Consider the following 13,242-nt stretch of genomic DNA (forward strand, 5'->3'; position numbering starts at 1 on the left):
CGCCGCGGACGCGGACGTCTACGCGGCGCTGGACCGCAACGCGGCGCGGCTGGGCGATCTGCTCGGCTCGGCGCTGTCCGCGCAAGGCGTGCCGCACCAGGTCGCGTTCGCGGGCAACCTGGTCAGCGTGTTCTTCAGCGAAACGCCGGTGACGAACTACGAGCAGGCGCAGGCGCAGCAGGCGTGGCGCTTCCCGGCCTTCTTCAACGCCTTCCTGGACCGCGGCGTCTACCCGCCGCCGAGCGCGTTCGAGTGCTGGTTCGTCAACGCCGCGATGGACGAGGGGGCGTTCGAGCGGATCGCCGAAGCCGCTCCGCACGCCGCGGCCGCCGCGGCCGCGGCGAAGGAGCCCGCGTGAGCCCGGTCAAGACGATCGTGCACTTCCTGCGGCACGGCGAGGTCTACAACCCGGAGCAGGTCCTCTACGGGCGGCTGCCCGGCTACCGGCTGTCCGACCAGGGCGAACGTCAGGCGAAGACGGTCGCGGAGTTCCTGACCGGGCGCCCGGTGACGCACGTCGCGGCCTCGCCGCTGCAGCGCGCCCAGCAGACCGCGGAACCGATCACCGCGGCGTTCGCGCTGGACGTGCACACCGACGAGCGGCTGATCGAGTCCGAGAACAAGTTCGAGGGCCTGCGGGTTTCCGTCGGTGACGGCGCGCTGCGCTCGCCGCAGCACTGGCCGAAGCTGTGGAACCCGTTCGCCCCGTCCTGGGGCGAGCCCTACTTGCGCGTCGCACACCGGATGCTAGCCGCCGCGCAGCGCGCCAGGGCCGCCGCCGCGGGCAACGAGGCGGTGTGCGTGTCGCACCAGCTCCCGATCTGGACGTTGCGCCGCTTCGTGGAGGGAAAGCGGATGTGGCACGACCCGCGCAACCGGCAGTGCTCGCTGGCTTCGCTGACCAGCCTGGTCTTCCGGGACGAGGAACTGGTGCGGGTGGCTTACGCGGAACCGGCAGGCGAAACCGATCCGAGGGTGACCGGGGCATGAGGAAGCTGTTGCTGCGGTTGGTGCTCGCGGTCACGGTGCTCGCGCTGGTGGGCGGCTGCGCCACGGCGGGCAAGGACGCGGTGGACCAGGGCTCCGAGTTCACGTTCGTCTCGCCGGGCGGGCAGACCCGCATCTTCTACCCGCCCGCCGAGCGCAAGCCGCTGGCCAGCCTGGGCGGGGACAGCTTGCTGGAGGAAGGCAAGCAGATCGGGATCAAGGACTTCCCGAACCAGGTCGTGGTGCTGAACCTGTGGGGTTCGTGGTGCGGCCCATGCCGCTCGGAGGCCGACGACCTGCAGGCGGTGCAGGACAAGTTGGGTCCGCAGGGCGTGCAGGTGCTCGGCATCGACGTGCGGGACAGCCGCTCGGCGGCGCGGGACTTCCACCGCGATCGCGGACTCACCTACCCGTCCATTTTCGACGCGTCGGGTCGTTCGCTGCTGGCGTTGCGCAACTATCCGCGCAGCGCCGTGCCTTCCACCATCGTGCTGGACCGGCAGCACCGGGTGGCTGCGATCTTCCTGACCGAGATGCTGGAGAGCGAACTGCTCCCCGAAGTGCAGAAGATCGCGTCGGAGCAGGCTGCCCGAGGCTGACTCACGGGCGCACCTATTGGACGCGGGATCCGGTCAAGGCCCGCCAGCATTCCATGCAGGTGCCCTGCTGCACCCATTCCCGCTCGGTGCGCCCGTGCAGCTCGCCCGCTTCGGTGTGCACTCCGCAGTAGGAGGTGACCGGCGAATCCGGCGCCGCGTCCAGCGCTGCGGCAGCGAAGGCGTGCCGCCCGGTCGGGATCGGGCGCCACACGTAGGTCAAGCCTTGCTGCCGGGGCATCGTGGCTCCATTCCGCGTCGTTCGGTTCGCGCCTCGACCGGCGCGGCAGGTGCGACCGGTGGTCGACGGTCCCGGTCCGCCTGCGGTGTTCCGGCGGAGCGGCGGGCGGACGGTGACCGGGTCGCCGCAGTCGGCCGGTGTTGCGGCGGTCCGCGTTGCCGAGTCGGTGTTGCCCCGTCGGTGTTGCCGCAGTCGGTATGCCGGGGTCGGTTTGCCGGAGCGGGGCCGCGCGGTCGCGCTCATTCCAGAATGAGACCGTCCCGGAACGCGGAAAGGCAATCCGCTTCACCGAATCGAGCGATGGCACGGTCTCAGCGCAGAAAATAGATTCCTGCTATGTCCAGCGTTCGAGCAACCGACGCCGGGGAAAGCCCTGCTCAACAGCGCACTCCCGGCGCGGCCGGATCCAGCGTCCGCGCCCGCAGCCTCGGCATGGAAATCCGCACGTTGCGCAAGAACGCCGCGCTGCGGCTGGAACAACTCGCGCAGCGCTGCGGATGGTCCAGGGCGACGCTGGGCCGCATCGAATCCGGCGAACGCGTCCCCGGTGAAACCGAGATGGCGACGCTGCTGGGCACCTTGGGGGTCACCGGCCCGGAACGCGCCCGGCTCTTCGAGCTGGTGCAGGCCGCCGCCGAGCCGCGCTGGTGGGAGGTCGGCGGGCACGCCGGAACACCGGCCGCGCTGGCCGCGCTGATCGACTACGAGCGGTTCGCCACCGAGATCACCGATGTCGCGCTGGCGCTGGTGCCGGGGCTGCTGCAGACCGCCGACTACGCGCGGGCGGTGCTGACCGCGGGCGGTGTCACCGGTGCCGACCTGGAATCGCACGTCGCGCTGCGGCTCGGCAGGCAAGGCGTGCTGACCAGGGAGCAGGAGCCGGTGCGGTTCCGCGCCTACCTGGACGAGGCGGTGCTGTGCCGCCCCGTCGGCGGGCCGGAGGTGATGCTCGACCAGCTCCGGCACGTGCTGCGGATGGCCCGGCGCGCGCACATCACGGTGCAGGTCGTGCCGTTCGCGGCGGGTGCGCACGCGGGCATGAACGGCGATCAGCTGCTGCTGGAGTTCCGGCGGCAACGGCCCATCGTGCACGTCGAGCACCTGCGGTCCGGTGCTTTCCTGGACGACAGCGCGGAAACCGCGCCGTTCTTCGAGTCGCTGTCCCGGGTGGCCGGAGCCGCGCTGTCCGCGGACGACTCGGTCCGGCTGATCACCGAGCGGGCCGCGCAGCTCGAGGCCGACCACGTTCCCGCGTAGTGCTCCGCCGTTGCCGGAACCTCCGGCCGCCCGGCGGAATCCGGCCGGTCCAGCGAGCGGCTGCTGATCGTTCCGGTGCACCCGAGCGGGAGCCGGTTCGAGCGGCCGCAAGTGATTGTGCGCGTGGTCACGCGGGGTGGTGCGTAGCCACGCTAGCCTCGGTCCTACCCTCGGAGCCGTGAACCCGACCGAGCTCGCCGCGTCCGGCCCGCTGCTGTTCGCGGCCGTCATCGCGGTGCTCGCCGGGGCCGTCAGCTTCGCTTCGCCGTGCGTGGTCCCGCTGGTGCCGGGCTACCTCGCCTACCTCGCGGGCGTCGTCGGCGCGGAATCCCCGCCGATCGACGCGGGCGAGGCGCAGCGCACGCGCCGCGGCCGCTGGCGGGTCGCCGGCGCCGCGCTGCTGTTCGTGGCCGGGTTCAGCGTCGTGTTCGGCGCCAGTTCGCTGCTGCTGCTCGGGTTGTCCGACGCGTTGCTGGCCAACGAGCCGCTGCTGCAACGCATCGGCGGAGTGATCACGGTCGCGATGGGGCTCGTGTTCATCGGCCTGGTGCCCGCGCTGCAACGCGACGTGCGGGTGCACAAGGTCCCGCAGGCCGGGCTGTGGGGCGCCCCGCTGCTGGGTGCCGTGTTCGGTCTCGGATGGACACCGTGCCTCGGGCCGACGTTGACCGGTGTGATGTCGCTGGCCATCGGCACCGACGTGAGCACCAGCACGGCCGTGCGCGGTGTTCTGCTCGTCGCCGCCTACTGCTTCGGCCTCGGCCTCCCGTTCGTGCTGCTGGCGCTCGGTGCCCGGTGGGCGGTGCGCAGCGCGGGCTGGCTGCGCGGCCGCGGGCGCGTCATCCAGATCGCCGGTGGTGCGCTGCTGGTAGTGGTGGGCTTGCTGCTCGTCACCGGTCTTTGGGGAGAACTGATCGCGGTTTTGCGTGAACCTGTAAACGGATTCGAGACACCGATCTGATGTCCCGAGTCCGCACCGCCCTGGCTTTCCTGCGCAACACCTGGCGCGGCCTGACGTCCATGCGCACCGCGCTGGTGCTGCTGTTCCTGCTGGCGATGGCCGCGCTGCCCGGCGCGCTGATCCCGCAGCGCTCGCTGAACCCGGGCGAGGTCGACAAGTACTTCAAGGATTACCCGAAGGTCGCGCCGATCCTGGACAAGCTGGGCGTGTTCGAGGTGTTCAGCTCGGTCTGGTTCGCCTCGATCTACGTGCTGCTGTTCATCTCGCTGATCGGCTGCCTGCTGCCGCGCTGCCTGGAGTACTACCGGCAGCTGCGCGGCAGGCCGGTGCGCACGCCGCGGAATCTCGAGCGGATGCCGCACCACGCGACGGCCACTGTGGACGGAACGCCGGACGAGGTGCTGGCAACCGCGAACCGCAAGCTGCGCGGCTGGCGCAAGGACGAGCGCACCGACGACGAAGGCCGCCGCTCGATCAGCGCGGAGCGCGGCTACCTGCGCGAGGCCGGGAACCTGGTGTTCCACTTCGCACTGGTGGCCCTGTTGATCGGGCTCGCGGGCGGCAAGCTCTACAGCTACGAGGGCCAGGTCATCGTGATGGCCGATGGTTCGGAGTTCTGCAATTCCGGCACCTACAACTACGACTCGTTCCGCGCCGGGCTGAACGTGGACGGAACCCGGCTGAGCCCGTTCTGCTTGCGGGTCAACGACCTCAACGTCAAGTACCAGCACACCGGACAGCCTGCGGGTTTCCAGGCCGACGTGGACTACCAGTCCGGGCAGGACCTGGCCAGCGGCGACTGGCAGCAGCACGATCTGCAGGTGAACCATCCGCTGCGCACTGCTGGCGACCGGGTCTACCTGACCGGTGAGGGCTACGCGCCGACGTTCACCGTCACCTGGCCGGACGGGCAGAAGCGCACCAGCACCGTGCAGTGGCAGCCGATGGACACGACGACGAAGTTGTCCCAGGGCGCCACCAAGTTCGACCAGCCCGGCGTGACCGATGAGAAGCAGCGGCGCGAGACCCAGATGGCGGTTACCGGGCTGTTCGCGCCGACGGCCGGCTACGACGGCAAGGTGCTCGGTTCGCGGTTCCCGGACCTGCTGGACCCGGCTGCGGCGGTGGACGTGCTGCGCGGCGACCTCGGGCTGGACTCCGGACGCGGGCAGTCGATCTTCGGCGTGGACCAGAAGATGGTCGAGTCCGGGCGGCTGCAGCGGGTCGCGCGGGAGAACCTGCGCGTCGGGCAGGAACTCCGGCTCGCCGACGGCACCAAGGTGCACTTCGACGGCGTCGAGCGGTGGGCCAATCTGCAGGTCTCGCACGACCCGTCCCAGCAGTACGTGCTGATCGCGGCGATCGCGGTGATCTTCGGGCTGACCGCTTCGCTGAGCATCAAGCGCCGCCGGATCTGGGTGCGGGTGGCCTCGCACCCGGAGGCCGAACAGGACGGTTCCGCGCGTACCGTTGTCGAGGTCGGCGGACTCGCCCGGACCGATCAGGCCGGCTATGGCGAAGAATTCACCAGGTTGGCCAAGGACTTGCTCGGGACCGATGGCTCCGACGCGGAGCCTTCCGGGTCGGAATCCGTGCGCGGAAGGAAGAGCTGATGCCGGTCAACCAGACGCTGTCCACCTACAGCGACATGGCCTTCGCGACCTCGGTCGTGATCTACATCGCGGCCATGCTGCTGTACTTCGCCGAATTCGCCTACGGCGGTCGCAAGCAGGTCAAGGCCGCGCGGGAGGCGGAGCTGGTCACCGCGGGCGGTGGCTCGGCCGCGGAGTCCAATGGCGGCGTCGGCCGGGTCGAGCAGCCGCAGGGCCGTCCGCTGTCCGAGCGCTTCGGCGGCATGGCGGTGTCCATGACCGTGCTCGGCGCGCTGGTGCACGCCGCCTCGTTGATCTTCCGCGGGGTCGCGACCGGGCGCGCGCCGTGGGGCAACATGTACGAGTTCGGCTCGGCGATCTGCCTCGCGGCGGTGATCGCCTGGACGATCGTGCTGTTCCGGCAGATGCGGGCCGAGCGCCGCGACGCGACTCCGGCGCAGTTGCGCGGGCTCGGCGGTTTCCTGCTGCTGCCGGTGGTGCTGCTGCTGTTCCTGTCCGGCACGGTGCTGTACGCGAAGGCGGCTCCGCTGCAGCCCGCGCTGCAGTCCTACTGGATCGTGATCCACGTGACCGCGGCGATCATCTCCAGCGGTGCGCTGATGTTCGCGGGTACCGCCAGCGTGCTGTACCTGCTGCGCGCGCGGTACGAGAACAACCCGCTGAAAATGGTGAAATTCGGTTCCCGGCTGCCCGCCGGGCAGGCGCTGGACCGGATGGCCTACCGCGCCACCGTGATCATCTTCCCGGTGTGGACGTTCGCGATCATCGCCGGGGCGATCTGGGCGGAGGCCGCCTGGGGCCGGTTCTGGGGCTGGGACCCGAAGGAGACCTGCTCGTTCATCGCCTGGGTCGTCTACGCTGCGTACTTGCACGCGCGCGCGACCGCGGGATGGCGCGGCGTGCGGGCCGCCTGGGTCAACATCGCCGGGCTGGCCGTGATGATCTTCAACCTGTTCTTCATCAACATCGTCGTCTCCGGGCTGCACTCGTACGCTGGGCTGTGAGTCCATGATCCGAGCCGGAGCGCGGCGTCCGGCCACCCGCGTCACGCGGGCGGCCGGCACTCGTCCCGGTAATGATCGAGCCAAGTGCAGGAGGTACGGGAACGGTGACCGGACGCTACGAAGAGCCCGAAACGCAGCGCGAGGCGGGTTCGACGTCGCCCGGTGCGGCCGCTGACGGCCCGCGCCCGGAGGCGTCCACGGAAGCCCGGAACCCGTCCGCGGCGTCGAACGGCCCGGCCGGGCACGGCGCACCGGATTACGGCTACGGCCCGCAGGAGTCCGCCCAAGCGCCGTACGTCGAGCCGGGCACGACGCCGAACAACACCCCGCTGCAGCCGCCGGAGATGCCGCCGCAGCACTACCCGGCACCCGGTGTCCAAGGTGGACAGCCGTTCCCGGACGTCCGCCCGCAGTCCGGGCCGCTCTACGCCGACCCGACCCAGTCCGGCCCGCAGCAGCAGGCCGGCGCGCCCGGGCCGAACCCGGCGCAGGGCCCGCCCGGCCCCCAGCCCGTCCAAGGTGGACAGTCCGGACCGCACCAGGTGCCGCCGGGGAGCTCCGGGCCGTTCCCGGCACCGCCCGGGCAGTCCGGGCCGCACCAGGTGGGCGGTGTCCCGTCCGGGCCGTACGCGCCCGCGGCCGGTCCGTTCCCGCAGCAGCCCGGATACCCGCAGAACCCCCAGCAGCCGAATCCCGGGCAGCCCCAGGGGTTCCCGCCGCAGCAACCGCCGCAGGGCGGCAACCAGCAGGCGTTCGGCCAGGACCTGTCCTCGGCGCAGCTGCTCCGGCAGACCAGGCGCCCACCGCAGTCCGGTTGGCGCAAGGCCCTCTACGTGGCCAGCGGCCGCTCGATCAACCTGGGCGAATCCGCTTCGGACGTGCGCCGCCGGGAGCTGATCGGCCGGATCAACCAGCCGCTGCAGGGCTGCTACAAGATCGCGATGCTGAGCCTGAAGGGCGGCGTCGGCAAGACCACCACCACCGCGACGCTGGGCTCCACCTTCTCGTCGCTGCGCGGTGACCGGGTGATCGCGGTGGACGCGAACCCGGACCGCGGCACGCTCAGCCAGAAGATCCCGCTGGAGACCACCGCGACGGTGCGGCACCTGCTGCGCGACGCGCAGCGCATCCGCAAATACAGCGACGTGCGCTCGTACACCTCGCAGGGCCCGAGCCGGTTGGAGATCCTCGCCAGCGAGCAGGACCCGGCGGTCTCCGAGGCGTTCAGCGAGGACGACTACCAGCGCACCGTGACGCTGCTGGAGCACTTCTACAACATCCTGCTCACCGACTGCGGCACCGGACTGATGCACTCGGCGATGAAGGGCGTGCTGGACGTCGCGGACTCACTGGTGATCGTCTCGCCCGGCTCGATAGACGGTGCGCGCAGTGCTTCGGCCACATTGGACTGGCTGGACGCGCACGGCTACGGCTCGCTGGTGGCGCGCTCGGTCGCGGTGATCAATTCGGTGCGGCCGGGTTCCGGCAAGGTCGACGTGGACAAGCTCAGCGCGCACTTCGGGTCGCGTTGCCGCTCGGTGGCGCGCATCCCGTTCGACGCGCACCTGGAAGAGGGCGCCGAGGTGGAGCTCGACCAGCTCGCCGCGCCGACCAGGCTGGCGCTGCTGGAGCTGGCCGCGATCGTCGCCGACGACTTCCCGCAGGCGTTCGGCAGGCAGCGGCAGGTGTGACCGCGGGCGGCCGCGCCCGGATCAGTCCTGGTCGGCCGGGATCAGTCCTGGTCGTGGTCGCCGGTGTTGCGCTGCTGCTGCTCGCCGAGCCGCCGCAGGAACTCGGGATCGTCGTCGGGTGCCACCGTCCTGCGGCCGGAGGCGCTTTCCGGTTCGTCGTCGCGCATCGGGCCGAAGGCCCGCCACATCAGTACGGCGACGGTGAGCGCGCCGATCGCTGCCAGGACGTAGATCATCGGACACCTCCAACACTTCCCCGCCGAGACTAGCCCGAGTGGCGGGGTCGGTGGGTGCGCCGATCAGGCAACGACCCGGGGAGCCCGCCGCGCGGGCGGGTCCCCCGGGTGCGGATCAAGCGGAGCGGACGTCGTTGGTGAGCTCGGCCAGCAGCGTGCGGACCTCCGACTCGCGGAACCGGCGGTGCCCGCCGGGCGTGCGGATGGAGCCGATCCGGCCCGCGGTCGCCCATCTCGTGACCGTCTTGGGGTCGACCCGGAACAGCGAGGCGACCTCACCAGGGGTGAGCAGTTGTTCCTGGCCGTTCTGACGAGACTGGGGAGTCGTCGCGGTCACAGCGGACCTCCACAATGCGGACGGTTTTCGGGCATTCCGGTCGCATCCTGGCACCCGGATGGTCAGGTACTCGAACATTTGGCTCCAGGTAAAGGGAAGGTAAGGGACGAAACCGGCGCATCGGGCGGGACCGCCGGGCGCCGAGCCGAAACCGCCGTGCTCTACCCTGGCTGACGTGCAGGAACAGCAGGTGGCCGAGCACGCGGGGCCGGACGGGCGGACGAACCTGGCGCGGGACATCGCGCTTTACACCTTGGCGAGGCTGGGACTGCTGGTCGCGGTCACCGCCGTGATCGCCGCCTGCCAGGTGCCGGTGCTGGTGGCCGCGGCCGTGTCCGTGGTGGTCGTGATGCCGTTGTCGATGCTGGTGTTCGGCAAGCTGCGCCGCCGCGTCGCGGCGGGCATGGTGCACCGGGCGCAGCGCCGCGAAGAACTCCGCGCGCAGCTCCGCGGCGACCGCGACGAGTCCGATGACCAGCAGTGACGTCGAGCGGGCCCGCGCTGTCGTGGACCGCTCCTGCGGGAGCACGCGGGCCTGGTGCAACGAAGCCGTCCGGCTCATCGAGGCCGACGCGAACCGCAGCGCCGACACTCACCTGCTGCGGTTCCCGCTGCCGCCGGAGTGGGGCATCGACCTTTACCTCAAGGACGAGTCAACGCATCCGACCGGTTCGCTCAAACACCGGTTGGCCCGATCGCTGTTCCTCTACGCCATCTGCAACGGATGGGTGACGGAGAACACGCCGGTGATCGAGGCGTCCTCCGGTTCCACCGCGGTTTCCGAGGCGCACTTCGCGCACCTGCTCGGCCTGCCGTTCATCGCCGTGATGCCCCGCTCGACCAGCGCGGAGAAGGTCGCGCTCATCGAACGGCACGGCGGCACCTGCCACTACGTGGATCGCGCGGACGCGATCTACGCGGAGTCCCGGCGGCTCGCCGGCGAACTCGGCGGGCACTTCATGGACCAGTTCACCCACGCCGAACGCGCCACCGACTGGCGCGGGAACAACAACATCGCCGAGTCGATCTTCGAGCAGATGGCGTTGGAGCGGCACCCGGTGCCGGAGTGGATCGTCACCGGCGCGGGAACCGGCGGCACCAGCGCGACCCTCGGCCGCTACATCCGCTACCGGCGGCACCGCACCCGGCTCGCGGTGGTCGACCCGGAGCACTCGGTCTTCTTCGACGCCTGGCGCCGCGGCGATCCGGCGCAGACCGGTTCCCGCGGCTCGCTGATCGAGGGCATCGGCAGGCCCCGGGTGGAGCCCTCCTTCGTCGGAGAGGCCATCGACCGCATGGTCAAGGTCACCGACGCGGCCTCCATCGCCACCGTCCGCTGGGCCGCGGACGTGCTCGGCCGCCGGGTCGGCGGATCCACCGGGACGAACCTGTGGGGCGCGTTCGGCTTGATCGCCGAGATGGTGCGGGACGGGCGCGGCGGCAGCATCGTCACGCTGCTCTGCGACGGCGGCGAGCGCTACGCGAACACCTACTACGACGACGAATGGGTGGCCGCGCAAGGGATGGACCTGAGCGGGCCCCTCGAGGTGCTGGCGGAGTTCCACCGCACCGGCGCGTGGCCGGTCGCGGGCTGAGCCGTCCGCGGCGGTCCTGGCGACGGCACGTACTCTGCGATCAGCAGTCGTTCCAGGAGGTGACATGCGCGCGATCATGCCCGCCGCGCTGATCACCCTGCTCGCGGCCGGATGCACCCAGGGCGGGCCCGGTCCCGCACCCGCGACCACCTCGCCGGGGACCACCACCAGTCAGCCCGAGTCGGTCGCCCCGTCGATCACTCGGCAGGTGCCGCCGGAGCAGCGCCGCGCGCTCGCGGACGCCTCAGCGAAACAGCTGTGCGGGCTGGTCACGGTGGACGAACTCGGCAAGCTCGCGTTCCCGGTGGGCGCGGGCGCGCCGCGCGAGATCGGCTTGGAGCCGTCGGTGCGCGGCTGCCAGTTCGAGGCGCAGAACGGGTCGCGGTCGATCCTGATCGGCTCGCAACCGGACGGTTTCGGCGGGCTCGGCGACGAAGAGGTCGAGCTCGGCGCGGTGCGCGGCACCCAGCAGCTGCACGTCAACGACTGCACCGTGTTCGCGCCGCAGGCCGGGGCGACCTTGCAGGTCACGGTGAACGCGCCGGAAGCCGACTCGGACGACTGCGAGACCGCGCAGGGGGTCGCGCAGTACGTGCTGGCCGGGGTGCGCTGAGGCGAGCTCGGCTGTGTCCGCAGGCTGAGCCGGGGCTCAGCTGTGCCGACGGGCCGAGCCGGAGCTCAGCTGTGTCGACGAGCTGAGCCGGGGCTCAGCCGGCGGCCAGCGCGACCCCGGTCGCCGCGCCCCACACCAGCATCGCCAGGCCGGTGTCCCGCAGCGTCGGGATCAGCCCGCGCCCGGAAGCACCGCCGGTCACCGCCCGCACCGGGTTGATCAGCAGCGGCAGCGCGAGGAAACCCACCAGTGCCCACGAATTGCGCAGCCCGGTCAGCACCGTGATCAGGAACGGGATCAGCACCAGCGCCAAGTAGAGCGTGCGGGTGTCCCGATCGCCGAGCAGCACCGCCAGGGTGCGCTTGCCGGTGACCCGGTCGCCGGGGATGTCGCGCAGGTTGTTCGCCACGAGCACGGCGCTGGAGAACGCGCCCACCGCGACCGCGCCACCGATGGCGAACCCGCTGACCGTGCCCGCCTGCGCGAACATCGTCCCCAGCACCGCGACCAGGCCGAAGAAGACGAACACGGCGACCTCACCGAGCCCGGAATAGCCGTACGGGCGCTTGCCGCCGGTGTAGAACCAGGCGCCACCGATGCACAGCAGCCCGACCAGCAGCATCCACCACTGACCGCTGAGCAGCACCACGCCGATCCCGGCCAGCGCGCCCAAGCCGAAGCAGGTGAACGCGGCCGTGCGCACCGCCCCCGGCGTCGCTGCGCCGGAGCCGACCAGGCGCATCGGCCCGACCCGGCTGTCATCGGTGCCGCGGACTCCGTCCGAGTAGTCGTTGGCGAAGTTCACCCCGATGATCAGCAGCACCGACACCGCCAGCGCCAGCAGCGCGATCGGTGCGGACCACCCGTCCACCCCGGCGGCCGCGCCGGTTCCGACCAGCACGGGCGTGATCGCGTTCGGCAATGTGCGCAGCCGCGCGCCTTCGATCCACTGAGTGACAGTCGCCATGGGGGTCATCATCTCGCACCGCTCGTGGTCATTGATGAAGAGTCGACCGCAACGCCCGCCGGTCCGGCTTGCCCGGCCCGCGCAACGGCAGTTCGGCCAGGAACTCCACCCGCTTGGGCACGGCCGCGGGGCCCGCTTCGGCGCGCACCGCCGCGCGCAGCGCTTCCGCCCGCGGGGGCGCCGCCGGGTCGGCGGGCACGACCGCGGCCACCACCGCCTGGCCCCATTCGGCGTCTTCCACCCCGAGCACGCAGACCTCGCGCACGCCGTCGAGTTCGCCGAGCACGCGTTCCACCTGGGCCGGGGCGATGTTCACGCCGCCGGTGATGATCAAGTCGTCGGCGCGGCCCACGATCTCCAACCGGTCCCCCGACCACCGGCCGAGGTCGCCGGTGCGGAACCAGCCGTCGTCGAACGCCGCGGCCGGAGCCTGCCGCCGGTAGCCGCGGGCCAGCGTCGGGCCGGACAGCGACACCGGACCGGCCGTGCCGGACTCCGCGGCACCGGAGGGGGCCTCGACTCGCACCCGTACCCCGTCCAACGGCACGCCGTCGTAGACGCAGCCACCGGAGGTCTCGCTCATGCCGTAGGTGGTGACCACCCGGACACCGGTCTCGCGCGCGCGGCGCAGCAGCGCGGGTGGAGTGGCCGCTCCGCCGAGCAGGACCGCGTCGAATCCGCGCAGGGCTTCCAGTCCGGCGGAGGCGTCGTCGAGCAGGCGGTGCAGCTGAGTGGGAACCAACGCGGTGTAGTGCCTTCCCCGGGTGGTCAAAGTCCGTTGCGCGGCTTCGGCGAACCGATCCGGGCGGAAACCGTCCGAAGCGTCCACCGCATCCGGGTCCGTTCCGGCGATCAGGGACCGGACCAGCACCTGGATGCCCGCGATGTGGTGCGCAGGCATCGCCAGCAGCCAGTGCCCCGGGCCGCCGAGGTGGCGGTGCGTCGACTCGGCCGATGCGCGCAGCGCGGTCGCGGGCAGCAGCACGCCCTTGGGTGTTCCTGTGGAACCGGACGTCGCGATGACCAGGGCCGTCGGGTCCGCGGGATCGTCCTCATCGGACTCCAGCGGTTCACCCGCGCCCAAGGCGGGTGCGGGGTCGCTGCCCGCGGGCACCGGGAGCAGCGCCGGGCCTTCGCCGCTGAG

The 13,242-nt window shown here is 71.3% G+C and carries 15 protein-coding genes and 1 pseudogene; 11 read left to right on the forward strand and 5 right to left on the reverse strand.

All coding sequences use genetic code 11. The features are described 5' to 3' along the window. The 3 genes and pseudogenes from IJH84_RS08485 to IJH84_RS08495 all read left to right on the forward strand — a co-directional run. A pseudogene (locus IJH84_RS08485) lies at positions 1-358 on the forward strand (aspartate aminotransferase family protein); the annotation flags it as partial. Continuing rightward, the gene (locus tag IJH84_RS08490) at positions 355-990 is read left to right on the forward strand and encodes a histidine phosphatase family protein (RefSeq protein WP_200068928.1); all 636 of its coding nucleotides are present in this window, start codon (positions 355-357) and stop codon (positions 988-990) included. The pseudogene IJH84_RS08485 and the gene IJH84_RS08490, both read left to right, overlap by 4 nt. After that, positions 987-1,586 (forward strand): TlpA disulfide reductase family protein, encoded by a 600-nt coding sequence (locus IJH84_RS08495; protein WP_295142387.1) that lies wholly within the window; start codon positions 987-989, stop codon positions 1,584-1,586. The genes IJH84_RS08490 and IJH84_RS08495 overlap by 4 nt, the downstream gene beginning before the upstream one ends. A gap of 13 nt (positions 1,587-1,599) precedes the next feature. Here IJH84_RS08495 and IJH84_RS08500 read toward each other — a convergent pair whose 3' ends face one another. Beyond that, a complete protein-coding gene (locus tag IJH84_RS08500) occupies positions 1,600-1,824 on the reverse strand; it encodes a hypothetical protein (protein WP_200068930.1) in 225 nt (74 codons plus the stop codon). Positions 1,825-2,160: 336 nt separating this feature from the next. Here IJH84_RS08500 and IJH84_RS08505 point away from each other — a divergent pair, with 336 nt between their 5' ends. The 5 genes from IJH84_RS08505 to IJH84_RS08525 all read left to right on the forward strand — a co-directional run bounded on the left by IJH84_RS08505 (position 2,161) and on the right by IJH84_RS08525 (position 8,350). Beyond that, a complete protein-coding gene (locus IJH84_RS08505) occupies positions 2,161-3,081 on the forward strand; it encodes a helix-turn-helix transcriptional regulator (protein WP_295142389.1) in 921 nt (306 codons plus the stop codon). 178 nt (positions 3,082-3,259) lie between these two features. Then, on the forward strand, positions 3,260-4,042 hold the full coding sequence (locus IJH84_RS08510; RefSeq protein ID WP_200068932.1) for a cytochrome c biogenesis CcdA family protein: 783 nt from the start codon (positions 3,260-3,262) through the stop codon (positions 4,040-4,042). Beyond that, positions 4,042-5,655: a cytochrome c biogenesis protein ResB gene (locus IJH84_RS08515; RefSeq protein WP_295142392.1), complete on the forward strand. Its 1,614-nt coding sequence runs from the start codon at positions 4,042-4,044 to the stop codon at positions 5,653-5,655. Before IJH84_RS08510 ends, IJH84_RS08515 begins: the two co-directional genes overlap by 1 nt. After that, positions 5,655-6,659, forward strand: a complete 1,005-nt coding sequence (gene ccsB, locus IJH84_RS08520; RefSeq protein WP_200068934.1) for a c-type cytochrome biogenesis protein CcsB — start codon at positions 5,655-5,657, stop codon at positions 6,657-6,659. Before IJH84_RS08515 ends, ccsB begins: the two co-directional genes overlap by 1 nt. A 104-nt stretch (positions 6,660-6,763) precedes the next feature. Then, positions 6,764-8,350, forward strand: a complete 1,587-nt coding sequence (locus tag IJH84_RS08525) for a MinD/ParA family protein (RefSeq protein WP_295142395.1) — start codon at positions 6,764-6,766, stop codon at positions 8,348-8,350. 41 nt (positions 8,351-8,391) lie between these two features. Here the strand turns inward: IJH84_RS08525 and IJH84_RS08530 are convergent, their stop codons facing one another. Beyond that, positions 8,392-8,586, reverse strand: coding sequence for a hypothetical protein (locus tag IJH84_RS08530; RefSeq protein WP_200068936.1), 195 nt, complete (start codon positions 8,584-8,586; stop codon positions 8,392-8,394). A 115-nt stretch (positions 8,587-8,701) separates the two neighbouring features. Further along, entirely contained in the window at positions 8,702-8,923 is a 222-nt protein-coding gene (locus tag IJH84_RS08535; protein WP_184476042.1) for a BldC family transcriptional regulator, read from the reverse strand. Positions 8,924-9,098: 175 nt separating this feature from the next. On the opposite strand from IJH84_RS08535, the gene IJH84_RS08540 reads away from it, so the two are divergent. The 3 genes from IJH84_RS08540 (at position 9,099) to IJH84_RS08550 (ending at position 11,131) form a co-directional block, all read left to right on the forward strand. Continuing rightward, positions 9,099-9,407 (forward strand): DUF4229 domain-containing protein, encoded by a 309-nt coding sequence (locus IJH84_RS08540; RefSeq protein WP_200068937.1) that lies wholly within the window; start codon positions 9,099-9,101, stop codon positions 9,405-9,407. Beyond that, positions 9,394-10,518 (forward strand): PLP-dependent cysteine synthase family protein, encoded by a 1,125-nt coding sequence (locus IJH84_RS08545; protein WP_200068938.1) that lies wholly within the window; start codon positions 9,394-9,396, stop codon positions 10,516-10,518. Before IJH84_RS08540 ends, IJH84_RS08545 begins: the two co-directional genes overlap by 14 nt. 64 nt (positions 10,519-10,582) lie before the next feature. Further along, a complete protein-coding gene (locus IJH84_RS08550) occupies positions 10,583-11,131 on the forward strand; it encodes a DUF3558 family protein (protein WP_295142405.1) in 549 nt (182 codons plus the stop codon). Positions 11,132-11,225: 94 nt separating this feature from the next. Here the strand turns inward: IJH84_RS08550 and IJH84_RS08555 are convergent, their stop codons facing one another. Both IJH84_RS08555 and menE read right to left on the reverse strand, forming a co-directional pair. Continuing rightward, positions 11,226-12,098, reverse strand: a complete 873-nt coding sequence (locus IJH84_RS08555) for a 1,4-dihydroxy-2-naphthoate polyprenyltransferase (protein ID WP_295142408.1) — start codon at positions 12,096-12,098, stop codon at positions 11,226-11,228. 28 nt (positions 12,099-12,126) lie between these two features. Beyond that, positions 12,127-13,242: o-succinylbenzoate--CoA ligase (menE, locus tag IJH84_RS08560; protein ID WP_295142411.1), on the reverse strand; the 1,116-nt coding region annotated here is incomplete at its 5' end.

It is taken from the genome of Saccharopolyspora sp., from assembly GCF_017434145.1.
In the GTDB taxonomy this organism is placed as follows: domain Bacteria; phylum Actinomycetota; class Actinomycetes; order Mycobacteriales; family Pseudonocardiaceae; genus Saccharopolyspora_C; species Saccharopolyspora_C galaxeae.